The sequence below is a fragment of the Nocardia sp. NPDC004068 genome (assembly GCF_042874315.1).
Lineage (GTDB): Bacteria > Actinomycetota > Actinomycetes > Mycobacteriales > Mycobacteriaceae > Nocardia.
Genome location: NZ_JBIAMW010000005.1, coordinates 423279 through 449679 on the forward strand (window position 1 = coordinate 423279; position 26401 = coordinate 449679).

Here is a 26401-nt window from a genome sequence, read left to right on the forward strand (position 1 = left end):
GTGGCAGACTCGACGGTATGACTGATGCCGCATGGACCGAGGTCGACGACTATCTGGTGGACACCCTCATCGGGGACGCGGATTCCGATGTGTTCCAAGCGAATTCGGCGGCCGGGCTGCCGCACATCGACGTCTCGCCCGCGCAGGGGAAGTTCCTGTCGCTGCTCGCGCGCTCGATCCGGGCCCGGCGGGTGCTCGAGATCGGGACGCTCGGCGGGTACAGCACGCTGTGGCTGGCGCGGGCGGTCGGGCCCGAGGGGCGGGTGGTGACGCTCGAGTTCGCGCCGCGGCACGCGGAGGTCGCGCGGGCGAACCTGGACCGCAAGGGCGTCGGGGATCGGGTGGAGATCCGGGTGGGCGCGGCGCTGGACACCCTGCCGGTGCTCGCCGACGAGCGACCCGAACCGTTCGATCTGGTGTTCATCGACGCCGACAAGGTCAACAACTCGCACTACGTGCGCTGGGCGCTGCGGCTGACCCGCCCGGGTTCGGTGATCGTCGTCGACAATGTGGTGCGGCACGGCGCGCTCGTCGACACCGCGAGCGACGATGCCGCCGCTGCCGCCAGCCGCGAGGTACTCGAACTGCTCGCCGCCGAACCGCGCCTGGACGCGAGCGCGGTGCAGACCGTGGGCGCGAAGGGCTGGGACGGTTTCGCCTTCGCGCTGGTCACCGAGTGAGCGCGGCGGTCAGCCGCCGAAGGCCATGAGCGCGAACGACGCCCCGTTCGGATCGGCGAGCACCGCCAGCCGCGACGGGCCCGGATTGTCGTGCGGCGCTTGGACGATCGTGCCGCCGAGGTCGACGGCGCGGGCGGCGGTGGCGTCGCAGTCGGTGACGTGGAAGGTGACCGCCCAGGCCGGGGCCGGTTCGCCGGGCCGCGCGGCCGCCGCGCCGCCGAATTCGCGACCGCCCGCGCTCGTGGTCAGGGCCTGATACGGCTTGTCGACCGAGGTCTCCCATGCGGCGTCGCGGTGGATCCAGCCCAGCACCCGGGCGTAGTGGGCCATCGCGTCGGCGGGCGCCCCGGTCGCGGTGTACTGCACCCACACCGGATTGCCCGGCGCGCCGAAGCGCTCGGTGCCGGGATGGGCGTCCAGACGCGACAGGCCGTAGGCCGCGCCCGCGGGGTCGGCGAGGATCGCGAACTCCAGCTCGCCGGGGATCTCGACGCGCTCGGCGAGAACCGTTGCGCCGTCGGCCGTCGCGGCCGCCACGGTCGGCCCGAGATCGGCGACCGAGAAGTAGGGCAGCCACGCCGACGGCTTGACGCCGCCATCGGGTGCGGTCGCGCACGCGATGCCCGCGACCCGCGCGCCGTCCTGGGTCAGCACGGCGTAATTACCCTGCGCGGGATCCGCGAGCCGGGCCGACCAGCCGAACAATTCCCCGTAGAACGCGGCGGCCGCCTCGATATCGGGGGCGGTGACGTCGAACCAGCAGGGCGCGCCGACGGCGAAGGCGTGGGACATCCGGGCATCTCCTTCAGGACAGCGGGGCGTGCGTGCGCGCAGAGGATGCGACGCCGCACGCGGTGCATCTCTACAGACCGTGCGGGACGGCCGAATTCATCGCTCCCGCGCGAATCCGTCGCACAGCGCGGCCAATCCGGAGTAGAGCAGCTGTTCGGGATCGAGCAGATCGCCGCGCCCGCTGCCCTCGAGCGGCAGCAGGGATTCGGGGGTGGGGAAGCGCGGGCGGCCGTCGAGCAGGGCGCGGAAACTCGACTCCTCCTGCTCGCCGTCGCGGCGGGCCAGCAGCGCGGCGCTGACCTGTTGCAGCGCGATGCCCGCGATGTAACTCCACACCGACAGCGACATCCGGGTCGCCTCGCGCGGATCCGCGGTGACCTCGCCGAACCCCTCCACCAGCCAGGCCAGGCACGCCAGGCTCGACGGGCCGAAGTTGTAGCGCGGCACCGCGAAGGTGAACAGCACCCACGGATGATGTTGGTAGAGCATCCAATCGATCTCCGCGGCCACCCGCACCCGATCGCGCCACGTCCAGCCCGCCTCGGGCGCCGGATAGGGATGCCGCCGCGCGATCTCGTCGGTCATCTCCGCCAGCAGGGTGTCCTTGTTCGGGACGTGCCGGTACAGCGACATCGCGCCCACCCCCATCCGCTCCGCGATGCGGCGCATCGACAGCGCGTCCAGCCCGGCCTCGTCGGCCAGCGCGATCGCCGTGTCGACGATCGCCGCGCGGGTGAGCTTCGGCTCGGTCATTCGGAACAACTCGCTTTCGTTTTCCCGCCGGGGGTGCGTACGCTGTACGAGCCCATCGTGCGTACGTTGTACGCGACTCGGAAAGGATAGGTGATGACGGGCATCGATACCCGCGAGATCGCGGTCCCTCGGCGCGCCCGGCTCGGTCTGGCCGTGCTGATCCTGCCCGTGCTGCTGGTGTCGATGGACATGTCGGTGCTGTTCCTGGCCATGCCTACGCTGACCTCCGCGCTGGATCCCACGGCGACCGAACAACTCTGGATCCTCGACATCTACGGCTTCCTCATCGCGGGCCTGCTCATCACCATGGGCAATCTCGGTGACCGGATCGGGCGGCGGACCATCCTGCTCGCGGGCGCGTCGGTGTTCGGGGCGGCCTCGGTGCTGGCGGCGTTCGCGCCGAATCCGGCGGTGCTCATCGCGGCGCGGGCGCTGATGGGGGTGGGCGGGGCGACCTTGCTGCCGTCGAGCCTGTCGCTGGTGTCGGTGCTGTTCCCGGAGCCGCGGGCGCGCGGGACGGCGATCGGGATCTGGACGGCGTTCTTCGCCGGGGGTTCGGCGGTCGGGCCGATTCTGGGTGGGCTGCTGCTGCACCAATTCTGGTGGGGCGCGGTGTTTTTGATCAATACACCGGTGCTGCTGGTGTTGCTGGTGCTGGGGCCGTTCGTGCTGCCGGAGCAGCGCTCGGGGCGCGGGCCGCTGGATCTGCCGAGCGTGGCGCTGTCGATCGGCGGCATCCTGCCGGTGGTGTACGGGGTGAAGCGGGCGGCGGCCTCGGGCGTCGATGTCGCGGCGGTGCTGGCGGCCGTGGTCGGGGTGGTCGTGCTCGTGGCGTTCGTGCGGCGGCAGCGGGTGCTCGACGAGCCACTGGTTGATCTGTCGCTGTTCCGGCGCGGGCTGTTCTCGGTGGCGATCGGATCCTCGACCGTGGGGATGATGTCGCTCGCGGGGATGAGCTATCTCACCAGCGTGTATCTGCAATCGGTGACCGGGCGCGACGCGCTGGCCGCGGCGGTGCTCGGGATTCCGCAGGCGGCGGTGGTGTTCGCGTGCTCGATGAGCGGGGCGCGGGTGGCGCGGCGGCTGGGGGCGCGGGCGGCGTTCGTGCTGGCGCTGGGCGCGGCGGCGCTCGGCAACCTGCTGCTGCTGGGGCTCGGCGTGGACGGCGGCGTCGGCTGGTACGTGGCCGGTTCGACGATCGCGGGGCTCGGGTACGGGGTGATGTTCACGCTCGTGTCGGAGGTCTCGGTGTCCTCGGTGCCCCCGGAGCGGGCGGGTTCGGCGGTGGGGATCTCCGAAACCAGTTTCGAACTGGGCAATGCGCTGGGGTTGTCGCTGCTGGGTTCGCTTGCGGCGCTGGTGTTCCGGTCCGGCGGGGAGTTCGCCTCGACGCTGGGGGAGACCGTGGAGCGGGCCGGATCCGACACCGGGCTGGTGCGCGCGGCGCGCGAGGCGTTCGTCACCGGCATGCACGCGGCCACGACGGTGGGCGCGGGCCTGCTGGCCGTGATGGCGGTGGTGGCGCTGGTCGCGCCCCGCTCGGCCGATGTCCGCCGAGCCGCTTAGGATCGGGGCGTGGGTGATCGGGTGTGGCGGCGATGAGTCTGGCGGTGTTGCTGACGCTGGCCGATTCGCGGTTGCCGATCGGGGGGCATGTGCATTCGGGCGGGGTGGAGGAGGCGATCGCGTCGGGGGTGGTGCGGGACGCGGCGTCGGTGGAGCTGTACCTCGCGCGGCGGGTGCGCACCGCCGGATTGGTCGCGGCCTCGCTGGCGGCGGCGGTGTGCGCGGGCGAGTTGGCGTGCGGGCGGGCCGAATCGGAGGCCGACGCGCGCACGCCCGCCCCGGCCGCGCGGGCGGCGTCGCGGGCCCAGGGGCGCGGGCTGGTGCGGTTGGCGAAACACGTATGGCCACACCATGATTGGCGCGTAGTGGGGGCGCGGCCGCATCTGTCCACGGTGTTCGGGGCGGTGGGGCGGGTCGCGGACGCGACGCCGGAGCAGATCGCGGGGGTGGTCGTCTACACCACCATGACCGGGGCGGCCACGGCCGCGCAGCGGTTGCTGGCCTTGGATCCCGCGGCCGTGGCCGCGAGCACCGTGCGCTTGGCCCCGCTGTGCGACGAGACCGCCGCGCTGGCGGTGAAAGGGCTTGCGGCCCTGTCGGATCCGTTGCAGGACGTGCTCGCCGAGCGGCACGTGCGCCGGGACATGCCGCTGTTCGCCTCGTGACACCTCGGAGAAAGGAACCCCCATGCCCCCCCATCTGATCGACGGCGAGCCGCACGACCACGCCCACGATCGGCCCAAGCGCGAGCGCATCCCCGGCGAGCCGCTGCGGATCGGGATCGGCGGCCCGGTCGGCTCGGGCAAGACCGCGCTCGTCGCCGCGCTGTGCCGGCAGCTGCGCGAAGAGCTGTCGCTGGCCGTGCTGACCAACGACATCTACACCACCGAGGACGCCGACTTCCTGCGCCGCCACGCCGTGCTGCCGGACGAGCGCATCACCGCCGTGCAGACCGGCGGCTGCCCGCACACCGCGATCCGCGACGACATCACCGCCAATCTGGACGCCATCGACGATCTCGTCGAGGCCAATCCGCCGCTGGATCTCATCCTGGTCGAATCCGGCGGCGACAACCTGACCGCCACCTTCTCCTCGGGCCTGATCGACGTGCAGATCTTCGTGGTCGACGTGGCGGGCGGCGACAAGGTGCCGCGCAAGGGCGGGCCGGGCGTCACCTATTCGGATCTGCTGGTCATCAACAAGACGGATCTGGCCCCGCTGGTGGGCGCGGATCTGGCTGTGATGGACCGGGATTCGTCGGCGGTGCGCGAGGGCCGCCCGTTCGTGTTCACCTCCCTGACCGAGGATCCGGCCGCCACCCCCGTCCTGGAGTGGGTCCGCGACCAGCTGCGCGTGGTCGCCGAACGCGACGCCGCCGGACCCGACGCGAGCGTCGCGGTTGCGCACTGACCTCCGCATCCACGCCCGCCCCGGCCTGCTGCCCGACATTCACGCCGCGGGCGGCCTGGCGGCCCGGCGCACCGGACCCGACACGGTGCACCTGATCGGCACGGCCGCGACCCCGCTCGGCGGCGACGAGGTGTTCGTCACCGTCGTCGTCGAGCCCGGGGCGCGCCTGATCGTCCGCTCGGTCGCCGCCACCCTCGCCCTCCCGGGACGGATCACGCGGAAGTCCGTGGCGCACTGGACCTTCGAGATCGGCGGCGAACTGGATTTCGATCCGGAACCGACGGTGGTCGCGGGCGGCGCGGACCATGAGAGCCGCACCCGCCTGACCCTCGCCGACCGCGCCCGCGTGCGCCTGCGCGAACGCGTCCAGATCGGCCGTTCCGGCGAGGAATCCGGTTGCTGGACAGGCGAATTCACCGCCGACATCGGCGACGTCCCGCTGCTCCGCCATCGCCTCGAACTGGGCGCGGACACCGCGACCGACGACCCCCTCGCCGCCCCTCGCGCCCTGGAGAGCGAACTCCGCTACCCGGACGACCGTCCCGCCGAGACCACGGGCCTCACGGCGGCCCGCCTGCCCCTCGCCGCCGGGGGGAGCCTCTACACGAGGACGTCCACCGCCCTGACCCCCGTCGGTTGACCCTCGGTCCCGAACACACGAAAGGCGGGAGGCCGCCGGAAACGCCGCCTCCCGCCCGTTCGTGCGTCGATCAGTCCCCGACCACGCGCGGGGGAGCGTTGAACGCGTTGACCGCGCCGACCACCGCACCCGCGGCGGCGCCCACCGCGGCGGCCGGGACGGCGATCACGCTCGCGCCCATGGCGGCCCCGAGGACCGGGCCCGCGACGACGCCGACCGGCATGAACGGCAGGCCGACGACGAGGCCGACCACACCGCCGACGAGCGCGCTGGTGGCCGCGATCGGGGTCGACATGGCCGCGCCCGCGATCGCGCCCTGGGCGGCCGTGCCGACGGTCTGACCCGCGATCCGGTCGGAGCGGCTGCGCTCCATGCCCATCGAGTCCAGGAACGTCGCGAGGTTGGCCTCGGTCTGCGCGGCCTGATCGTTGATCTCGATGGCCTGTTCGCGGTCCATGCCCGCGGGCACGTCGACCTGGACGTCGCCGAAGCGGAACTTGTTGGGCGGCGGCGCGATCGGCGGCACCGGAGCGACGGGCCCCGGCGGGTGCAGCACCCCGACGGGCGCCAGATACGAACGACTCGGCATGGCCCGCGCCGTCTGGAGAGAGCTGTAGGTGTCGTCCGGGATGTTCAGGCCCTCGTACGGCTGGACGTTGGGCGCCTCGACGGCGGGCCACTGCGCCGGGGCGTCCTGCGCCGCCGCCGCGTTCGACTCGGCGGGGGCGGCCTGCGCCGTCCCGCTGCCGACGATGGCCAAAACCAGCGGAACCGCACCCGCCGCGACGGCGGTGCTCACCCGTTGCCGGTGTGGATTCGGGGCTCTGTGCTTACCTGCGGCCATAACGACCTTTCTTACTGGGATGTGTCGACGCCATGCATTCGGATCCGTGGGGGCTCCGGATGGGTGGAAAGCCGAACCGGTCGAAATGTCTTGGTATAGCTGGCAATTAGCCACTGTCGGCGAACCGGGACACGAGAAAGGCCGGAGCCCTGCCTCGGGACTCCGGCCTCGCTCGCTGATGCTCGGGAAGTCAGACCGCGCGTCGGCCCGCAGACGGACTCGGCGTCTGGTTGGCGGCGGATTTGCTTGCCTCCGTGGCCCCTTCGCCCAACTCGTCGCGCACCTCGCGCTGATCGGACTCGTTGCCGTTGAGGGCCTCGAGCGCCAACCGCGCGAACACCCACTGTTCGGTGGCGGCCATCTGCCCGCGATTGCGGCCGAGGAAGGCCACGAACCACTGGAACACCGTGACCACCCGGCTGCGGTAGCCGATCAGGTAGTACAGATGCAGCACCAGCCACATCAGCCACGCGATGAACCCGCCGAACTCGAGCTTGCCGACCTGCGCCACCGCGGAGAACCGCGAGATGGTGGCCATGCTGCCCTTGTTGAAGTAGTGGAACGGCTTGCGCTGCTGCGGCGTCTGCTTGCCCTCGACCTCGGCCTTGATCTGCTTGGCCGCGTACGTCGCGCCCTGGATCGCGCCCTGCGCCTGACCGGGCACGCCCGGCACGGACATGAGGTCGCCGACCACGAAGACGTTCGGCTGGCCCTTCACCGTGAGATCCGGTTCGACGATCACCCGCCCGGCCCGGTCCACCTCGGCGCCGTCGGACTGATCCGCGATCAGCTTGCCCAGTTCGCTGGCCTGCACGCCGGCCGACCACACCTTGCACGCGGCCTCGATGCGGCGCTGGCTGCCGTCCTTGTCCTTGACGACCACCCCGCGCGCGTCGACGTCGGTGACCATGGCGTTGAGCTGGATCTCCACGCCCATCTTCTCGAGCCGGCGTTGCGCGATCCCGCCGAGCTTGGGGCCCATCGGCGCGAGCACCGCGCCCGCGCCCTCGAGCAGCACCACCCGGGCGTCGCGCGGATCGATGTTGCGGAAGCAGCCCACCAGGGTGCGGTCGGCGAGTTCGGCGATCTGCCCGGCCAATTCGACGCCGGTGGGGCCCGCGCCCACGACCACGAAGGTCATGAACCGGTCGCGTTCCTCCTGCGTCTTGGCGACCTCGGCCTCCTCGAACGAGCCGAGGATGCGCGCGCGCAACTCCAGCGCGTCGTCGATGGTCTTCATGCCCGGCGCGTAGGTGGCGAAGCGGTCGTTGCCGAAATAGGACTGCTGCGCGCCCGTGGCGACGATGAGGCTGTCGAACGGGGTGACGGTGTCCTCGTTGAGCAGCCGCGAGGTGACGGTCTTGGCCGTCAGGTCGATGCCGTACACCTCGCCCAGGATCACCTGCGTGTTCTGCTGCTTGCGCAGCACGATCCGGGTGGCGGGCGCGATCTCGCCCGTGGACAGGATGCCGGTGGCGACCTGGTACAGCAGCGGCTGGAACAGGTGCGTGGAGGTCTTCGAGATCAGCACGACGTCGACATCCGCGTGCCGCAGATGCTTGCACGCGAACAAACCGCCGAAGCCGGATCCGATCACCACCACGCGATGGCGCCGGTTCTCGACAGTCTGTGTGGCCATCTTCGCTCCTCTGCCCCACCATTTCGTTCCAGGACTCGTCCAACGGTAGTCGGCATACCCACTTCGAGTCATTTCGATCGGGGATCGGCGAGTCCGCCGAGCGGTCCCACGAAACGATCCAGCCCGACCCCGGCCAGCGGCGGCCACAGGAACGCGGTGAGCCGGTCGACGAACTCCGCCCGATCGCGGTCGCGATGCCGCCCCCATTCCTCGGCGGACATGGTGATCGCGCCGACCGTCGCGGTCGCCCACACCCGCGCGGGCGCGGGATCGGCGTCGATCGCGCGCAGCATCCGGTCGAACACGCCGGTGGCCCAGTCCGCGGACCGGGCGAAGAACGGGCGGCCGTGGCCGTCGTCGGATTGCAGCCGCTGCATCAGCAGGTGATGCAGCCCGGGATTGCGGTCCACGAAGTCGGAGATCAGTTCGACCAAGGCGCGCAACAACTCCCGGCCCGGCAGCGGACGGGCGAGGATCGCGTCGGCGGCGGCGATGATCGCCTCCATGTGCCGTTCGGCCAGCCCGTCGACGAGCGCGGGCAGATCGGGGAAGACCGCGTACACGGCCGTGCGCGCGTACCCGGCCTCGGTCGCCACCTCCGCGATGGTCAGGGAGGTCCCGGTGCGGGCGACGACCCGTTCGGCGGCGTCGAGGATCTCCGCGCGCCGGACCGCCGGATCCCGGGGCGGGCCCGGGGGCCGGCCGCGCTGCCGCGTTGTGTTGCTTGTCACAGCCCTCACCCTACCGGTAATGTACAAGCTGTACTTTTGACGGAGGGTGTTGGTCATGGTCATCGTGGACCCCGGTGCCGACCGGGAGAACATCGATCTGTTCGAGATCCCCGACCGGCATCCGATCGATCGCCTCCTGCGCCGGGTCCCGGTCCGCGAGCGCACCCTCGCCGCGCCGCCGCCCGGCAGCGCGCTGCGCGTGGTCCGCGGCGACGACGGCCTGCCCGTCGTCGGCCGCACGCTGCACTATCTGCGCTGGGGTCCGGCCGAGATGGTGGACCGCTACCGCCGCTACGGCCCGGTGAGCGTGAGCCGCGCGCTCGGCGTCGACCACGTCTTCGTCACCGGGCCGGAGGCCGTCGACGAGGTGATCGGCAAGCGCCGCAACGACTTCGGGCAGGGCTGGGACTACTACATCGGCTCGTTCTTCGGCCGCGGCCTGCTGCTGCTCGAGTTCGACGAGCACATGTTCCATCGGCGGATCATGCAGCAGGCGTTCACCCGCGACCGCCTCGAGGCGCATCTGGCCCACCTCGCGCCGGTCGTCGACGCGGCCATCGCGCGCTGGGTGCCCGGCACCGAACGCACGGTCCGGCTGTATCCCACGATCAAGGATCTGACCCTCGAGATCGCCGCGGAGACGTTCATGGGCGTGCACGCGGGTCCGGAGCGCAAGCGGCTGGGCGCGGCGTTCCTCGACTGCACGCACGCGGCCCTGGCACTGATCCGCCGGCCGGTGCCGGGCAGTGCGTGGCGGGCGGGGCTGCGCGGGCGCGCGGTGCTCGAGGAGTACTTCACCCGCATGATCCCGGCCAAGCGCGCGTCGGACGGTTCGGACTTCTTCTCCGCGCTGTGCCACGCCCGCACCGAGGACGGCGCGGTGTTCTCCGACGCCGACGTGGTCAACCACATGATCTTCCTGATCATGGCCGCGCACGACACGACGACGACCACCGCCACCACGGTCGCCTACTATCTGGGCCGTCATCCGGACTGGCAGCGGCGGGTGCGGGCCGAGGCGCTCGCGCTGGCCGAGGCGACCGACGGCGCGCCGACCATTGCGGATCTGGATCGGCTGCGCGATCTGGATCTGGTGATCAAGGAGTGCCTGCGCCTGGTGCCGCCGGTGCCGGGCCTGGTGCGCCGGGCGGTGCGCGACACCGAGATCGCCGGACATTTCGTGCCCGCGGGCGTGCAGGTCGACGTCTCCTACGGCATGAACCACCTGCTGCCCGAATTGTGGACGCGCCCACAGCGTTTCGATCCCGAACGGTTCGCCGAGTCGCGCCGCGAGGACAAGTCGCACCGGCTGGCCTGGATGCCGTTCGGCGCGGGCGCGCACAAGTGCATCGGCATGCACTTCGGCATGTTCGAGGTGAAGGCCGTCATCGCCGCCATGGTCCGCGACTACGAGTGGCGCGTCCCCGACGACTACCTCATGCCGTGGGGATTCACCACCATCCCGTTCCCGCGCGACGGCGCGCCGATGTCGTTGCGCCGCCGCTGAATCCGCTCAGCGGCCGGAGAACAGGATTTCCGCCGTCACGCATCCTGCACGGATCAGCGGCCGGAGAACAGGATCTCGGCCACCCGGGTGGTGGTCTGCTCGCCGTCGGTGTACCCGCCCTGGTCGCCCAGGAAGTTCATGATGCCCAGGGTGTAGCGCTCGTCGGGGCCCGCGAAGCCGACCGAGTTGACCACCCAGCCGCCCTGCTCGTCGGACCAGCCGTTCTTCAGGCCGGGCCGCATGCCCGCGCCCGCGCCCCACACGCCCCAGTGCTGGTTGGTGTCGACGTGGCGCATCCGGTCGAGCAGGTAGGAGCGGTCGTCGGGGTGCATGCGGTCGAGCACATTGTTCATCAGCCGGTCCAGATCGGCCGGGGTGCACTGCTGGAAACCCCAGTCCGGGAACGCGCGGCCGTTGGCCGGGGGGAACGGCGTCAGCGAGGTCATGCCGTTGGCGCGGAAGGCGTTGTTGAACGCCTGGTGGTCCGGGCCGGAGAACTTGTTCCACAGCACGTCGGCCGCGTTGTCGTTCGAGGTGGCGAGCATGGACTCCATGAGCCCGCGATCCTCCGGGGTCAGCACGATCGCGCCGACGCGGGCGCGGTTGAGCAGATCCTCGGCGATGGCCAGTTTGATGGTCGAGGCCGTCCAGAACGGGGTGTCGGCGTTGCCGTTGCTGTGCACGGCCCCGGTGACGCGGTCGCGGACCACGTAGCCGACGACGCCGGGACGCCCGGACAGGTAGGCGTCGACCCGTTGGATGCGGCTGGTCATATCGCAGTCGAAGCCCTCGGCGCACCCCTCGGTCCGCATCGGGACCGCACCGGCCGGACCGGCCTGGAGGGCGGGCGCGCCCGCGAGGAAGACGACGGCGGCGGCGCAGGCGCCGGCGGCCATGCGCGTGGGTCGGGTGGCGCGCGCGGCGCCGCGTGGATAACGCACGAAAAGTGACAATAGCAAAGGTTCCGGACCCGCACGCCCCGCCCCCCGATCCGGGATGAACCAAAGTTTGTTGCGGCACAGCGGTTTTCGGCCATCGGGGGCGCGAGGCGAACGGAACCTCAGCGGAAGGCGGCCTGGAGTTCCTCGACGCTGCGGCCGTTGAGCCGGTAGCAGTGCTCGAACGCCTCCGTGTGCCGATCCCGGGGCCAGGCGTGCAGGACGACGGTGCGGCCGTAGTGGCGGGAGTTCACCAGCTCCCAGCGCTCGCCGACTCTGCGGACCGTGAACCCGGATCGGGGCATCAGGGGTGTCACCGTCGCTGTCATGAACCGAACCAGCCTTTCGAAAACGCTTCTCCCGTTGCCTCGCAGAGCACTGTGGCACACGCTCGCCCGGCATTCGGGCTGACACGCGGAGGCGAATCGCGGACGAGGGGATGCCCGGGAGGTTCGCGCGGATTCTGTTGTGTTGCTGAAAATTTGGTATTTGTCCAGCTGTGTCGGCAAAGCTCTGGTGAAGCCGTCTTGCGGAGCGGTTGCTCGTCTCGTACCACCTGGTATGTGGCCGAAAGTCCGAGTCGTGCCGGGGTCACGGCCCGTCGAGTTTGTAGGATCGGCCGACGACAGGCAACCACGGGGCATCCGGCGGGCGGGCGCGGGGGACGGCACCGGCGAAGCAGAGAGGCGGCCGATGGCGCTGCACATCCACCGAGCCGAGCGGGCGGCGACGCTCGCCGACGAGCTCGCGGCTGTGCTGTCGACCCCGCTCGACGATCCCTTCGCGGCCGAACTCGTCGCGGTGCCCGCCAAAGGCGTCGAGCGCTGGCTCACCCAGCGACTCTCCCGGGTGCTGGGGGCCGTTGCGGGAGACGGCGTTTCGGCGAACATCGCCTTCCCCACCCCGGCCGCGCTCGTCGCCGACGTGCTCGCCGAGGCCACCGGCGTCCCCGCCGACGAGGATCCCTGGGCCCCGCAGCGCCTGGTCTGGACATTGCTGCGCGTGATCGACGAGGCGCTGCCCGAACCGTGGGCGGCCCTGCTCGCCCGCCATCTCGGCGACGGGGACCGCCCCACCCATCGCGCGGGCCGCCGCTACGCCACGGCCGCCCGGATCGCCGCCCTCTTCGACTCCTACGCCACCCAGCGCCCGGCCCTGCTCACCGAGTGGACCTCCGGCCGCGACACCGACGGCCGCGGCCACCCGCTGCCCGAGGATCTGGCCTGGCAACCGGAGCTGTGGCGGCGCCTGCGCGCCACCATGACGACGCCAGGCCCCGCCGAACGTCTGGCCGCGGCGTGCGAAACCCTGTGCGCCCGGCCCGAATCCGTGAGCCTCCCGCCCCGGCTGTCGCTGTTCGGCCTGCCGCGTCCGAGCACCGACCAACTCGCCGTCCTCACCGCGCTGGCGGCGCATCGCGAGGTGCACCTGTGGCTTCCGCACCCGAGCCCGGCCCTGTGGACGAAACTCGCCGGGTCCGATGCCGTGCCCGAGGCGATCCCCCGGGCGGCCGACGACAGCGCGCTGCTCGTCGCGCATCCCTTGCTGGCGGCGCTGGGCCGGGACGTGCGGGAGCTGCAAGCGCGGCTGCGCGGGGTCGAGGCCGTCGATGTCCATCACCCCGGCGCGGACGAAAGCCGTTCCCGCACATTGCTTTCCGAGCTGCAAGCGTCGCTGGCCGAGGATCGCTGGCCGCCCGTGGCCGATCCGGTCCTCGTGGACGGGACCGTCCAGGTGCACGCCTGCCACGGCCCGGCCCGGCAGGTCGAGGTGCTGCGGGAGGTGCTGCTCGGGGTCTTCGCGGCCGATCCCACGCTGGAACCCCGGGACGTGGTGGTGCTCTGCCCGGACGTCGAGGGTTTCGCGCCGCTGGTGCGGGCGGCGTTCGGGCAGTGGCAGGGCGAGCCGGGCGCGGTGGCGCATCCCGCGCACGGGCTGCGGGTGCGATTGGCGGATCGGTCCTCGGGCGAGGGCAACCCGGTGGCGGCGGTGCTCGAGGATCTGCTCGGGCTGGCCGACGGCCGGGTGACGGTCACCCAGGTCCTCGACCTGGCGGCCGCGGAACCGGTGCGCCTCCGGTGCGGCTTCGACGACGACGATATCGAGCGGCTGCGGGAGTGGGCGGCCGAGACCGGCGCGCGGTGGGGGATCGGGCAGCGACAGCGGCACGCGTTCGGGCTCGGGGAGTTCGCGCAGAACACGCTGAACGCGGCCGTCGACCGCATCCTGCTCGGCGTCGCGGCGGGCGAATCCTCCGAGGACTGGCTCGATCTGGCGTTGCCGCTCGAGGACGTCGACTCCGCGGACGTCGATCTGGCCGGGCGGTTCGCGGAGTTCACCGACCGGCTCGCGGTGTGCGTGCGGGACCTGCGCGGGCCCACGCCCGCCGAACCCGCGGGCTCCGCGCGGCCCGCGCACGAATGGGCCCAGGTGCTCGCCCGCGCGCTGGACCTGCTCACCGACACCACCTACGCGCAGTCGTGGCAGGGCGTGGAGGCCCGCCGGGAGGTCGCGACCGCGCTCGAGCACGCCGGTGCGGTGCCGCTGCGCCTGCCCGATATCGCGGCGCTGCTGCGCGACCGGCTCGCCGGGCGCGGGACGCGCACCAACTTCCGCACCGGGGAGCTGACGGTGTGCGCGCTGTCGCCGTTGCGCTGGGTGCCGCATCGGGTGGTGGTGCTGCTCGGGCTCGACGACGAGGTCTTCCCCCGGCAGGGCGGCGTGGACGGCGACGACGTACTGTCGCGCGAACCCCTTGTGGGCGAACGGGATCCGCGCGGCGAGGACCGGCAGCTGCTGCTCGACGCCGTCATGGCGGCGCGCGAGCGGCTGATCGTGCTGCACACCGGCGCGGACCCGGTGAGCGGAGCGCACCGGCCCCCGGCCATCCCGGTCGCCGAACTCCTCGACACACTGTCGGCCCTGACGGGTACGCTCGACGGGGTGGTGACGCGACATCCGTTGCAGCCCTTCGACATTCGCGACTTCGCGGCGGACCGGCCGTTCAGCTTCGACACCGTCGCCCTCGCGGGCGCCCGCGCGGCCACCGCCCCCGTACAACCCGAACGCGCCTTCCTGCCCGGCCCGCTCGCCGCGCCCGCGCGCTCGGATGTCGAACTGGCCGAACTGGTCTCGTTCGCCGAACATCCCGTGCGCGCGTTCCTCTGGCAGCGGCTCGGCATCCGCGTGCCCGAGGAAGAGGAGGAGATCGACGAGCGGCTGCCCATCGAACTCGACGGCCTCACCAAATGGAATATGGGCGAGCGCATGCTGTCGGCGCGGCTCAACGGCGCGGACCCGGCGGCGCTGCGCGCGGCCGAGTGGCGGCGCGGCACCCTGCCCCCGTTCGGACTCGGCGCGGCGGTGCTCGGCGAGGTCGAGGACACCGTGGACCGGCTGGTCCGGGTGGCGCGCCCGATCCACGAGATCCCCGCCCGCACGGTCGATGTGCTGGTCGATCTCGGCGACGGCCGGCTGCTCAGCGGGACCGTCCCCGACGTGCACGACGACGCGGTGGTGCGCACCACCTTCTCCCGCCTCGCCCCCAAACACCGCCTCGCCGCGTGGGTGCGCCTGCTGGCCCTGGCCGCCACCGAACGCGACCGGAGCTGGCGCGCGCTCACCATCGGCCGCGGCCGCTTCCACCGCCCCGCCTGGCGTTCCACCCTCACCGCCCCGAATGCCGCGGCGGCGCAGGCGATCCTGCGCGATCTGGCCGATCTGCGCGACGAGGGCCTGACCGAGCCGCTGCCGATCACCCCCACCGCGTCGGCGGTGTACGCGGAGCGCCGCTGCCAGGGCGCGAGCGTCGAGGACGCCCGCCTCGCCGCCGAACAGGAATTCCTCGGCGGGCCCAACGGCCCCAAACCCTTCGGCGACCACACCGACCGCTACCTGCGCTACGTCTGGGGGCCCGCCCCCCGCCTCGACCAGTTCGACGCGCCGCTGACCGCGCCCGACCCGCACGGCGAGACCACCCGCTTCGCCGCCCTGGCCCGCCGGGTCTGGAATCCCTTGCTGGCCAACGAGTCCCAGGGGGCCCCGTGACCGAGGAACTGTTCTCCGTCAGCGATATCGAGGCGCCCCGTCCCCGCCGTCGCCCGACCCATCGCCACCCCGTGTCGAAACCGGAGACGGTGGAACTGTTCCCGGTGGCCGAGGAACCGGCACCGAGCGGTGCCACGTTCGAACTCTGCGGCGAACTACCCACCGGCACAACGGTTCTGGAGGCCAGCGCGGGGACCGGCAAGACCTATGCCATCGTCGGGCTCGCCGTGCGGTTCGTCGCCGAGGCGGGGATCGACATCTCCGAACTGCTGCTGGTGACGTTCAGCCGGGCCGCCACCCAGGAACTGCGGGAACGGACCCGCGACCGGTTCGTGGCGGTCGCGGCGGGGCTGGCCGACCCGGACGCCGCGCGGGACAGCGCCGACGAGCTGATCCGGCATCTGGCGCAGGGGGATTCGGACCGGGTGGCCCGGCGACGCGCCCGGCTGCTGGCCGCGCTGTCGGACTTCGACTCCGGGACCATCGTGACCACGCACAGCTTCTGCCAGCGCATGCTCGACGAACTGGGGCTGGCGGGGGAGCACGATCCCGGGGTGCGGCTCGTGGACGGGATCGAGGATCTCGTGGCGAACGTGGTGGAGGATCTGTACCTGGCTCGCTACGCGCGCGGCGGGGCCCCGTTCACGGTGAAGGAGGCGCATCAGCTGGCGACCGCGGCCGTGGGGGACCGGCACGCGCGGCTGGTGCCCGACGAGGAGATCGGGGACCATCCGGCCGCGGAGCGGGTGGCGTTCGCCACCGCGGTACGCGCGGAAACCGAACGGCGCAAACGGCTCTCGGGCATCCGCGATTTCGACGATCTGCTGGTGCTGCTGCACGACGTGCTCGCCGATCCGGCGCACGGCGACCGCGCCTGCCGCCGCATCCGCGACCGCTACCGGGTGGCGCTGGTCGACGAGTTCCAGGACACCGACCCGCTGCAATGGGACATCCTGCGCCGCGCCTTCCACGGCCACACCACCCTCGTCCTGGTCGGCGACCCCAAACAGGCCATCTACGCCTTCCGCGGCGCCGAGGTGCTCAGCTATCTCGACGCCGTCGCGCACGCCGACGCCCGCCGCGAACTGACCACCAACCGGCGCAGCGACGCCGGACTGCTCACCGCCCTCGAGCACGTCATGGGCGGTGCGGCGCTGGGCCACAAGGAGATCACCGTCCACCCGGTGGACGCCGTCCGCCCGGCGACCCGGCTGCACGGCCCGGAACCCACGATTCCCCTGCGGCTCAGGTACTTTCGCCGCAGCGGCGGCGGGCCGCTCAACGGCGCGGGCTTCCCCACGGTCGGGCGGCAGCGGTCGCGCGTCGCCGAGGACCTGGCCGCCGAGATCGTCCGCCTGCTCGACTCCGGCACCCGCATCGACGACCGTCCGCTGGGCCCCGGCGATATCGCGGTCCTGGTCCGCACCCGCTCCCAGATCGATGTCGTGCGCGCGGCCCTGGACGGCGTCGGCGTGGCCTCGGTGCTGGCGGGCGGTGCGAGCGTCTTCGCCACCCGCAGCGCCACCGACTGGCTGTGGCTGCTGCGCGCCCTCGAACAGCCGCATCGCGCCGACCGCGTCCGCCTGGCCGCGGGCACCCCGCTGCTCGGACTGGCCGCCGACGAGATCGACGGCGGCGGAGCCGATCTCGTCGGGCGGCTCAGCGCCCAGTTGCGCGACGCGGCCCGGCTGTTCACCCGCGCGGGATTCGCCGCCGTCTACGAGAAGCTCGCCGCCGAAACACGTTTGGCGCCCCGGCTGCTCGCCGTCGCGGGCGGCGAACGCCGCCTCACCGACCTGCGGCACATCGCCCAGCTGCTCGACCGGGTGGCGTTGCGCGAATCGCTGGGACTGACCGCCCTCACCCGCTGGCTCGCCGATCGGGTGCGCGACCCCGCCTCGGGGGCCGTCGCCGACCGCAGCCGCCGCCTCGATCGCGACGCGGCCGCCGTGCAGATCGCGACCGTGCACGCCAGCAAGGGCCTGGAATTCCCGGTGGTCTACCTGCCGTTCGCCTGGGACAGCGCCAAGAACCCCAATCCGGCGACGCTGCTGTTCCACGACGGCCCCGACCGCGCCCTCGACGTCGGCGGACCCGAGGCCCCCGGCTACGCCGACCGCAAACGGCGCTGCGAGACCGAGGAGGCGGGTGAGGAACTGCGCCTGCTGTACGTGGCGCTGACCCGTGCGCAATGCCAGGTCGTCGCCTGGTGGGCCCCCGCCTACGGCACCACCTTCGCGCCCCTGCACCGGATGATCCTGGGCCGTTCGCCCGGCGCGGCCGAGGTGCCGGGCCGGGTCGAGGTGCCGCTGGACGACATTGTGGCCGAACAGCTCTCGGACTGGGCGGCCGCCGCGCACGGCGTGGTCGCGGTCGAACAGGTTCGTAAGATCCCGCCCGTGCGGCCGCGCTGGGACCGCGAACAGGCCGAGGTCGGCGCGCTGGCCGCGGCCGTGTTCGACCGGCCGATCGATCACGACTGGCGGCGCACCTCCTACTCCGCGCTCACCGCCGCCGCCCACGACATCCACCCCCGTGAGGCCGACGAGACCCCCGGCGGCTCCGACGAACCCGCCGCCCCCGCCGCCGACACCGTCGACGTCGGCGAGTTCGCCGGTGCCGCACCGTCGTTGATGAACGCCCTGCCCTACGGCGCGGACTTCGGCACCCTCGTGCACGGCGTCCTCGAGCACGTGAACAGCGACGCCCCCGACCTCGCCGCGGAGGTCCGCGCCCGCTGCGACCATGCCGTGGCCGAACTCCTCGCCGACATCGACACCGAGATCCTGAGCTCAGCCCTGCTGGCCGTCCTGCACACTCCGCTGGGCGTGGGCCGCCTCGCCGACATCGCCACCCGCGACCGCCTCAACGAACTCGATTTCGAACTCCCCCTCGCGGGCGGCGACACCCCCACCGCCGAGCGAATCACGCTGCGGCGCATCGCCGATCTGCTGGCCGCCCACCTCGCCCCCGGCGACCCCTTCGCCGACTACGCCCGCCGCCTCGCCACCCTCGACGACGTCCCGCTGCGCGGCTACCTCACCGGCAGCATCGACGCCGTGCTCCGCGTCGACGGGCCCCGGTTCGTCGTCGTCGACTACAAGACCAACCGCCTCGGCACCGGCGACCTCACCGTCGCCCACTACACCCGGGACCGCATGGCCGAGGAGATGATGCGCTCCCACTACCCGTTGCAGGCCATCCTCTATTCCGTTGCCCTGCATCGCTTCCTGCGCTGGCGGCTGCCCGCCTACGACCCCGCCCGCCACCTCGGCGGCATCCGCTACCTGTTCGTGCGCGGCATGATCGGCCCCGAAACCCCGCCTGGCTGCGGCGTTTTCGACTGGGATCCGCCGGTGGCCCTCATCGAGGAGTTGTCGGAGCTGCTGGCGGGACGGGTGACGCGATGACCGCGATCCAGTTGGCGCAGCGGGCCTCGGGGCTGTTGCGGGTGTTCAACGCGGCCGGGGTGTTGTCGGCCGCCGATGTGCACGTCGCGGTGCGGCTCGGGCGGCTGGGGCGGGAGGAGCGGGAGACGGTGCTGCTGGCGGCGGCGCTGGCGGTGCGGGCGGTGCGGTCGGGGTCGGTGTGCCTGGAGCTGCCGCGCATGCGCGAGATCGGCGTGGACGGTGAGGGATTCGACGCCGACGATCCCGACGCCATCGATCCCGCGACGCTGCCGTGGCCCGAGGTGGACGACGTGCTCGCGGCCCTGCGGACCAGTCCGCTCGTGCAGGGCGGTCCCGCCGGGCCGCTGCGCCCGTTGCGGCTGGTCGAACCCGACGCCGGGGGCGCGCTGCTGTACCTGGACCGGTACTTCCGGCAGGAGCAGACCATTCGCGAGGCGCTCACCGCCCGCGCGACCGGGCATCCGCTCATCGACCCGGAAACCGTTCGGCGACAACTGGATCGATTGTTCCCCGACTCGCATCGCCCCGGCGAGCCGCCGGATCGGCAGCGCGTCGCCGCCACGCTGGCCGCCACGCACTGGACCACCGTCGTGGCGGGCGGACCGGGCACCGGCAAGACCCACACCATCGCCCGCATCCTGGCCCTGCTCGTGGCCTTGCAGCGCGCGATCCCGGGCGCGCCCGCGCCCCGCATCGCGCTGGCCGCCCCGACCGGCAAGGCCGCGGCCCGGTTGCAGGAATCGGTCCGCGAACAGGCCGGGGATCTGGACCTGCCGGAGCTGACCGCCGCCACCCTGCACCGGCTGCTGGGCTGGCAGCGCGGCGGCGCGACCCGGTTCCGGCATCACGAGTTCAACCGGCTCCCTTACGATGTCATCGTCGTCGACGAGACCTCGATGGTGTCGCTCACCATGATGAGCCGCCTGCTGCCCGCCGTCCGGCCCGATACCCGGCTGGCGCTCGTGGGCGATCCCGATCAGCTCGCCTCCGTCGACGCGGGCGCGGTCCTGGCCGATCTGGTCGCGGGACCCGTTGTCGCGCAACCCAATCCGGTGCTGGACCGGATCCTCGGCGCGGAGGAGGACATCGCCCATCCCGACGCGCTGACCCGGCGCGAACGGGATCGCCTGCGCGGCGGCATCATTCGCCTCACCCGGGGCCGCCGCTTCGGCGGCCGCATCGCCGACCTCGCGGTCGCCGTGCGCGCGGGTGACGCCGACACCGCCGTGGCCCTGCTCGCCGAGGGCGGCGACGACCTGGCCCTGTGCGATCCCGACGAGATCACCGACGTGCGCGCCGATGTCATCGATACCGCCCGCGCCGCGACCGCCGCCGCCGAACGCGGTGACGCGGCCGCCGCGCTGGCCGCCATGGAATCGCACCGCCTGCTGTGCGCGCATCGCCAGGGCCGCTACGGCGTCGAACACTGGGACCGCCTCGCCGCGGGCTGGGTCGCCGCCGCGGGCATCGGCGCGGAAAGCACCGCCGCCCAATGGTTTCCGGGTCAACCCCTACTGGTCACCGCCAACGATCACGAGGCCCGCATCTACAACGGCGACACCGGCGTCATCGTGCGCGCCCCCGACGGCACGCTGCGCGCCGCCCTGCAACGCGGCAGCGAACCGTATCTCGTGCACCCCACCCAATTCCCCGGCGTCACAACGGTGTACGCCATGACCATCCACCGCAGCCAGGGCAGCCAGTACGGGACGGTCTCGGTGGTCCTGCCCGGGCCGGAATCGACCCTGCTCACCCGGGAGCTCCTCTATACCGCCATCACCCGCGCCCGGCATCGCGTCCGGATCATCGGTTCCGAGGAGGCGATCCGCGCCGGTATCGGGCGTCGGGTGCTGCGCGCGAGCGGGCTGCGGTCCTGACGCGAATCACTCTGCGCCGTCGAAGATTCCGGGCAGGGTCAGCGCCAGCTCCACATCCGCGCGGCGGCCGAGGGTGACCAGCACGCTGCGAATCATGGTCAGCCGGGCGGCCGCCAGCTCCTCGGGGCTCGGGTCGGTGATCGAGAGCCGGTAGACCACGAACTCGCACACCTGCAACGCCGTGTCCAGATCCAGCGGCGTCGGGAGCGGACGCCCGAGCTCGGTGAGCTTCTTGCGCACCAGCGCCCGGATGTCGTCGAACGCCTCCTCCCGGTAGGCCGAGACCGGCGACCCCGGATCGTGCAGTTCCGCGAACACCGGCCGCAACATGGGCCCGTGCCCGCGCGCCCAGTCCAGATAGGCGTCGATGATGCCGATACCCAGGCGCACCGGCTCGGGGGAACCCGCCAGCGCCGCGCCGATCCCCCCGACCAGCCCCTCGTTCGAGGCGGTGAGCAGCGCGTGCAACGGCTCCTCCGCGTTACCGAAGTAGCGGTAGAACGTGGGCCGGGAGATGCCCGCCCGCTCGATGATCCGCGCCACGCTCAACCCGCGCGACCCGTGTTCGGTGAACACCGCCGCCGCGGCCAGCACGATCCGCGCCCGCACCTCGTCGGCCTGCTCGGGCGTCTGCGGCGGCCGGCCCCGGCGCGGACTGTGAGAGGTGACCACCGTGTCGTCGGGCATCTGTGGTTCCTCCTCGACGGCTTGACAACACGCCTGTGACGCCTATTAATTTAACAGCAGTGTTAGGCTAACACCGATGTTCAATTAATTGGATGCCCAGGAAAGCGAGAGGGCCGACCCTTGACCACCGCCCCCGAAGTGGCCGCCGCGACATTGCCGTCCGCGCTGGTCGAGTCCCTGCTCGCGCACGCGGTCGCCGGGGACGCGCCCGCGGTCGAGATCGCCGCCCCCGCGACCGGCCGCACCCTCGTCGAGCTCCCGCAGTCCTCGCCCGCCGATATCGAGCGGGCCTTCGTCACCGCGCGGGCGGCCCAGCGCGAGTGGGCGCGGGTTCCGGTGCGCGAGCGGGTGGCCGTGCTGCGGCGCTTCCACGACCTGGTGCTCGCCGAACAAGACACGATCCTCGACATCGTGCAGCTCAAGACCGGCAAATCGCGCCCGCACGCCTTCGACGAGGTCGGCGATGTCGCGGTCAACACCCGCTACTACGCCGCGGTCGCGGAGAAGCTGCTGGCTCCCCGCTCGCCGCGCGGGGTGCTGCCGGTGCTGACCCGGGTGCAGGTGCGGCATCGGCCCAAGGGCGTGGTCGCGGTCATCTCGCCGTGGAACTATCCGCTCGCGCTGGCCGCCTCCGACGCCCTGCCCGCCCTGGTCGCCGGGAACGCCGTGGTCGCGCGGCCGGACAATCAGACCGCGCTGACCGCGCTGTGGGCCATCGACGTCGCCGAGCGCGCGGGCCTGCCGAAGGGGCTGTGGCAGGCGGTGCTCGGGCGCGGCTCGGTGATCGGCGGCGAGGTCATCGCCCGCGCCGACTACGTGGACTACACCGGGTCCAGCGCGACCGGACGCACCATCGCCCGGCAGGCGGGGGAGCGGTTGATCGGCTACTCCCTCGAGCTGGGCGGCAAGAATCCGCTGCTGGTGCTGTCGGACGCCGATGTGTCCGCGGCGGCGCGCATCGCGGTCCGGGCCTGTTTCGCCTCGGCCGGGCAGCTGTGCGAATCGATCGAGCGAATCTATGTGCACGACAGCGTGTACGACCGGTTCGTGCGCGAATTCGTCACCCGCACACAGGCTTTGCGGCTCGGTTCGACCCTGGACTACTCCTACGAGATGGGGTCGCTGACCTTCCCGCGGCAACTCGACACCGTGCGCGCGCACGTCGAGGACGCGGTGGCCAAGGGCGCGACCGTCCTCGCCGGGGGCCGCCCGCGCCCCGACCTCGGACCCTACTTCTACGAGCCGACCGTGCTCGAGGGCGTGCGCGCGGGCATGACCGTGCACCGCGAGGAGACCTTCGGTCCGGTGGTGTCGGTGTATCGGGTGTACAGCGACGACGAGGCCGTCGAACAGGCCAACGACAGCGCCTACGGGCTCAATGCCAGTGTGTGGAGCCGGGATACGGCCCGCGCCCGGGGGGTCGCGGCGCGGATCCGGGCCGGTTCGGTCAATGTCAACGAGGGCTTCATCGCCGCCTGGGGCAGCGTGGCCGCGCCCTCGGGCGGGCTCGGCATCTCCGGCAACGGCCGCCGCCACGGACCCGAGGGCCTGCTCAAATACGTCGACACCCAGACCATCGCCGTGCAGCGGGCCGTGCCGATCGCGCCGCTGCCCGGCATGTCGGAGGCGTTGTGGGCGAAGACGATGACACTGTACTTCGGCGCGATGAAGGCGTTGCGGCAGAAATGACCGGGAAGGATTCGGATATGGAGTCGGTAGCCGGGCGGACGGTGCTGGTCACCGGCGCGGCCATGGGTCTGGGCAAGTCGTTCGCCGAACGCGCCGTGCGCGAGGGCGCCTCCGACGTCGTGCTGTGGGACGTCAACGAGCAGGCGCTGAAGGAGACCGCCGCCGAGCTGACCGCGTTGGGCCGCACCACGATTCACTCCGCGGTGGTCGACGTGTCCGATCGCGACGCCATCGCCGAGGCCGCCGCCGCGGCCCGCGCCGCCGTCGGCGTGCTGGACGTGCTGATCAACAACGCGGGCATCGTGCGGGGCAACCGCTACTTCTGGGAGACCACCGAGCGCGCCGACATCGACAAGACCGTCGCGATCAACTCGCTCGCGCCGATGTACATCACGCTCGAGTTCCTGCCGGACATGGTGGCCCGGCGCGCCCCGGCCCGGGTGCTCACTATCGCGTCCTCGGCGGCCCTGGTGTCCAACCCGCGCATGAGCGTCTACGCGGCCTCCAAGTGGGCGGCCCTGGGCTGGTCGGACTCGGTGCGGCTCGAGCTCGAACAGTCCGGCAACGGACATGTGAAGGTCACCACGTTCTGCCCGACCTACATCGATACCGGAATGTTCAAGGGCGCCAAGGGTTTCTGGTTCACCCCGATCATCGATCAGGACGACGCGGTGGAGACGGCCTGGTCGGGAATGAAGAAGGGCAGGCCACTGGTGGTCATGCCGTGGACGTCGCGGATGAACCGGGCGATCACCGGACTGCTGCCGCTGAAGGTGCGCGACTTCTATCTCAACCTCGTCGGCGTCTACCACTCGATGGACGACTTCACCGGTCGGTAGACGCGGCCCGCGAGCGGCACTTTCGAAAGTGTCGGTGAAGTTTCGATAATGCCATACGGTTTCGTATGGTGCTACGGTGATCGTATGGCGAAGAGCGGCGGTACGACCCGCACGGACGGCATCTACCAGGCCATGCGCGCCGATATCCTCGGCGGCCGTCTGGTTCCCGGGTCGCGGCTGAAGTTCCCGGAGCTGTCGGAGCGGTACAAGGTCAGCGTGGGCGCGACCCGCGAGGCGTTGACCCGGCTGGCGGCCGAGGGGCTCGTGACCGCCAAGGCGCACCAGGGGTATCTGGTGCGCTCGCTCTCGCACGAGGACCTCGCGGATCTGACGCAGGCGCGGGTGGAGGTCGAGTCGCTGGTGCTGAAGCTGTCCGTGCTCGACGGTGATGTGCGCTGGGAAGCGGACGCCATTGCGGCGCACCACTTCCTGGAGCGCACCACCTACCGCGATCCCGCCGACCCCGCCCACCCGACCGACGAGTGGTCGGCGGCGCATCGGGCCTTCCACCGGGCCCTGCTGGCCGGATGCCGCAACCGGCGGCTGCTGGACACCGCGCTGGCCCTGCGTCAGGAGGCCGAACTGTATCTGCAATGGTCGGTGTCGTTCGGCAACGAGCCCGATCGCGACCTGCCCGGCGAGCACCGCGCCCTGCTCGCGGCCGCGGTCGCCCGGGACGCGGTCCGCGCGCAGGAGCTGTTGCGCGATCACATCGCGCACACCGCGCAGTTGTTGATCAGTTGCGCACCGGACGAACCGAATTCGGCGGCGGCCGATCTCGGATAGCCGCACCGGTCAGCGCAGCCGGTCCCGCAGTTGATCGATGAGGTCGGCGAGCTCGGCGGCGTCGTGGGCGGCGCCGAACAGGTAGAAGTCCGGCCGGATGATCGCGGCGAGGTGCCGGTGTTCGCGCATGTGCGGGAGGTAGCCGTTCTCGACGTCGGCGTAGCCGTGGTCGGTCGGTTCGGGGGTCAGCTCGATCACCGTCGCATCGATCTCGTCCAGGAACCGGCGGTGCTCGGGCGCGAGCAGGTCCGTGGCGGGTCCGTCGACCAAGACGGTGAATCCGAATCCGGTGAACGTGTCGAGCAACGCGGTCGTGCCGTCGCGGCACAGGCGGTACTGCGGCGTGAGGTGACCGACCGACGGCGCTGTCCGTCCGTCCGGAAGCCGTTGCAGCACACCGTCTACCAGAACGGGCGGCGCTCCGGCGGGCAGAACCCGCGCCGGATCCGCCCCGCCCGCGATCATGCGTCGATCCCGTTGCGCCGCGACGTCTTCGTCGAGGACGCAGATGACCTCGCCCAGCGCGATGGACATGTCGATCGCGTGGCGCACGTGCGCGCCGCGTTCGGTGCCGTAGGTGTCGAGCAGCGCGGCACTCGCGGTGCCGCGCAACACCAGATCCAGCTTCCAGGCCAGGTTCAGCGCGTCACGCAGCCCCGAGCACATGCCCTGCCCCGCGAACGGTGGCATGAGATGGGCGGCGTCACCGGCCAGCAGGAGCCGACCGGAGCGCCAGGTGTCGACCCAGCGCGCCTGGAAGGTGTAGACGGTGTGCCGTTCGATGGTCGTATTGCCGGGATGGCGGCCCCACGGTTCGAGCAGCCGCCACGCCGTGTCCACGGTGTCGAGTTCGGCGATGGTCTCGCCGGGCAGCCGCATGAATTCCCAACGGCGCCTGCCGGGTCCGCCCGACACGATGGTGGTGGGCCGGGCGGGGTCGCACAGCTGCCAGTTCATCGGAGACCAGGTCCGCCGCTCGTGCGGGACGGTGTCGACGATGAGCCAGTCGAAGAAGAAGCCGAGATCGGTGGCGGCGGCGGACATATGGCGGCGCACGAGGCTGTTCGCCCCGTCGGCCCCGATCACCCAGCGAGCGGCGACGGGCGCGCCGTCGGTGGTGGTGAGTTCGACGTGGTCGGGGTGTTCGGACAGGTCGCCGACCTCGGCTCCGCGCCGCACGCTCACCGTGGGCAGGGCCTCGGCCGCCTTGGCCAGCACCCGCTCGAGCTCGGGCTGGGAGAAGAAATTCGCTGTCGGCCAACCGCTTTCGCCGATACCGCTCCAGTCGATGCGGACCAGGGGGGTGCCGTCGCGATTGCGCCACTCGTAGAAGTCCGGCACCGGATCGGTGATGGCCATGACCTCGTCGGACACCCCGGCCGCCTGGAAGACGCGCCCGATCTCGTGATCGAAATGCACCGCGCGCGGCTTGTCGTAGGGTTGCGGCCAGCGCTCGAGCACCAGCACATCGTGTCCGCGGCGGCCGAGCAGAATCGCCAGCAGCTGCCCGACGGGACCGAATCCGACGATCGCCACGTCGTGAATCTTGTTCGCTGTCACCGTATC

The 26401-nt window shown here is 71.8% G+C and carries 21 protein-coding genes; 12 read left to right on the plus strand and 9 right to left on the minus strand.

Annotated features, from left to right (window positions below; translation table 11 throughout):
* Positions 1-17: 17 nt before the first annotated feature.
* A complete protein-coding gene (locus ACFYTQ_RS15500; protein WP_387361023.1) occupies positions 18-680 on the plus strand; it encodes an O-methyltransferase in 663 nt (220 codons plus the stop codon).
* 9 nt (positions 681-689) lie between these two features.
* Here ACFYTQ_RS15500 and ACFYTQ_RS15505 read toward each other — a convergent pair whose 3' ends face one another.
* The gene (locus ACFYTQ_RS15505; protein WP_387361025.1) at positions 690-1472 is read right to left on the minus strand and encodes a VOC family protein; all 783 of its coding nucleotides are present in this window, start codon (positions 1470-1472) and stop codon (positions 690-692) included.
* Positions 1473-1568: 96 nt separating this feature from the next.
* The gene (locus ACFYTQ_RS15510; protein ID WP_387361027.1) at positions 1569-2225 is read right to left on the minus strand and encodes a TetR/AcrR family transcriptional regulator; all 657 of its coding nucleotides are present in this window, start codon (positions 2223-2225) and stop codon (positions 1569-1571) included.
* 93 nt (positions 2226-2318) lie between these two features.
* Between ACFYTQ_RS15510 and ACFYTQ_RS15515 the strand changes: the two genes are divergently transcribed.
* Genes ACFYTQ_RS15515 through ACFYTQ_RS15530 form a run of 4 tightly spaced genes read left to right on the plus strand, consistent with a single transcriptional unit; the run spans position 2319 to position 5841 of the window.
* A complete protein-coding gene (locus ACFYTQ_RS15515) occupies positions 2319-3791 on the plus strand; it encodes an MFS transporter (RefSeq protein ID WP_387361029.1) in 1473 nt (490 codons plus the stop codon).
* A 32-nt stretch (positions 3792-3823) separates the two neighbouring features.
* Positions 3824-4456 (plus strand): urease accessory protein UreF, encoded by a 633-nt coding sequence (locus ACFYTQ_RS15520; RefSeq protein WP_387361321.1) that lies wholly within the window; start codon positions 3824-3826, stop codon positions 4454-4456.
* A 22-nt stretch (positions 4457-4478) separates the two neighbouring features.
* A complete protein-coding gene (gene ureG / locus ACFYTQ_RS15525) occupies positions 4479-5201 on the plus strand; it encodes an urease accessory protein UreG (protein WP_387361031.1) in 723 nt (240 codons plus the stop codon).
* Positions 5191-5841 carry an urease accessory protein UreD gene (locus ACFYTQ_RS15530; protein ID WP_387361033.1) on the plus strand — a complete coding sequence of 217 codons (651 nt, stop codon included), beginning with the start codon at positions 5191-5193 and terminating at the stop codon, positions 5839-5841. Before ureG ends, ACFYTQ_RS15530 begins: the two co-directional genes overlap by 11 nt.
* Before the next feature lie 70 nt (positions 5842-5911).
* Here the strand turns inward: ACFYTQ_RS15530 and ACFYTQ_RS15535 are convergent, their stop codons facing one another.
* The 3 genes from ACFYTQ_RS15535 to ACFYTQ_RS15545 all read right to left on the minus strand — a co-directional run bounded on the left by ACFYTQ_RS15535 (position 5912) and on the right by ACFYTQ_RS15545 (position 9055).
* Complete coding sequence (locus ACFYTQ_RS15535; RefSeq protein ID WP_387361035.1) at positions 5912-6640, minus strand: hypothetical protein; 729 nt, start codon at positions 6638-6640, stop codon at positions 5912-5914.
* Positions 6641-6875: 235 nt separating this feature from the next.
* Positions 6876-8324, minus strand: coding sequence for an NAD(P)/FAD-dependent oxidoreductase (locus tag ACFYTQ_RS15540; protein ID WP_387361037.1), 1449 nt, complete (start codon positions 8322-8324; stop codon positions 6876-6878).
* Positions 8325-8392: 68 nt separating this feature from the next.
* Positions 8393-9055, minus strand: coding sequence for a TetR/AcrR family transcriptional regulator (locus ACFYTQ_RS15545; RefSeq protein ID WP_387361039.1), 663 nt, complete (start codon positions 9053-9055; stop codon positions 8393-8395).
* A gap of 55 nt (positions 9056-9110) precedes the next feature.
* Between ACFYTQ_RS15545 and ACFYTQ_RS15550 the strand changes: the two genes are divergently transcribed.
* Positions 9111-10562, plus strand: a complete 1452-nt coding sequence (locus tag ACFYTQ_RS15550) for a cytochrome P450 (protein ID WP_387361042.1) — start codon at positions 9111-9113, stop codon at positions 10560-10562.
* A 53-nt stretch (positions 10563-10615) separates the two neighbouring features.
* On the opposite strand, the gene ACFYTQ_RS15555 is transcribed toward ACFYTQ_RS15550, so the two are convergent.
* Entirely contained in the window at positions 10616-11458 is an 843-nt protein-coding gene (locus ACFYTQ_RS15555) for a tat pathway signal sequence (RefSeq protein ID WP_387361323.1), read from the minus strand.
* 164 nt (positions 11459-11622) lie between these two features.
* On the minus strand, positions 11623-11829 hold the full coding sequence (locus ACFYTQ_RS15560; RefSeq protein ID WP_387361044.1) for a hypothetical protein: 207 nt from the start codon (positions 11827-11829) through the stop codon (positions 11623-11625).
* 364 nt (positions 11830-12193) lie between these two features.
* On the opposite strand from ACFYTQ_RS15560, the gene recC reads away from it, so the two are divergent.
* From recC to recD, 3 genes are all read left to right on the plus strand, one after another.
* Positions 12194-15547, plus strand: coding sequence for an exodeoxyribonuclease V subunit gamma (gene recC, locus ACFYTQ_RS15565; protein ID WP_387361046.1), 3354 nt, complete (start codon positions 12194-12196; stop codon positions 15545-15547).
* A gap of 104 nt (positions 15548-15651) precedes the next feature.
* Positions 15652-18957 (plus strand): UvrD-helicase domain-containing protein, encoded by a 3306-nt coding sequence (locus ACFYTQ_RS15570; protein WP_387361325.1) that lies wholly within the window; start codon positions 15652-15654, stop codon positions 18955-18957.
* Positions 18954-20834: an exodeoxyribonuclease V subunit alpha gene (recD, locus tag ACFYTQ_RS15575; protein ID WP_387361048.1), complete on the plus strand. Its 1881-nt coding sequence runs from the start codon at positions 18954-18956 to the stop codon at positions 20832-20834. Before ACFYTQ_RS15570 ends, recD begins: the two co-directional genes overlap by 4 nt.
* Before the next feature lie 6 nt (positions 20835-20840).
* On the opposite strand, the gene ACFYTQ_RS15580 is transcribed toward recD, so the two are convergent.
* A complete protein-coding gene (locus ACFYTQ_RS15580) occupies positions 20841-21521 on the minus strand; it encodes a TetR/AcrR family transcriptional regulator (protein WP_387361050.1) in 681 nt (226 codons plus the stop codon).
* Positions 21522-21641: 120 nt separating this feature from the next.
* Between ACFYTQ_RS15580 and ACFYTQ_RS15585 the strand changes: the two genes are divergently transcribed.
* From ACFYTQ_RS15585 to ACFYTQ_RS15595, 3 genes are all read left to right on the plus strand, one after another.
* Entirely contained in the window at positions 21642-23210 is a 1569-nt protein-coding gene (locus tag ACFYTQ_RS15585; RefSeq protein ID WP_387361052.1) for a succinic semialdehyde dehydrogenase, read from the plus strand.
* Positions 23211-23227: 17 nt separating this feature from the next.
* A complete protein-coding gene (locus tag ACFYTQ_RS15590) occupies positions 23228-24049 on the plus strand; it encodes an SDR family NAD(P)-dependent oxidoreductase (protein WP_387361054.1) in 822 nt (273 codons plus the stop codon).
* A gap of 84 nt (positions 24050-24133) precedes the next feature.
* Positions 24134-24835, plus strand: coding sequence for a GntR family transcriptional regulator (locus tag ACFYTQ_RS15595; RefSeq protein WP_387361056.1), 702 nt, complete (start codon positions 24134-24136; stop codon positions 24833-24835).
* Positions 24836-24844: 9 nt separating this feature from the next.
* On the opposite strand, the gene ACFYTQ_RS15600 is transcribed toward ACFYTQ_RS15595, so the two are convergent.
* Positions 24845-26395 (minus strand): bifunctional 3-(3-hydroxy-phenyl)propionate/3-hydroxycinnamic acid hydroxylase, encoded by a 1551-nt coding sequence (locus tag ACFYTQ_RS15600; RefSeq protein WP_387361058.1) that lies wholly within the window; start codon positions 26393-26395, stop codon positions 24845-24847.
* Between the last annotated feature and the right edge of the window lie 6 nt (positions 26396-26401).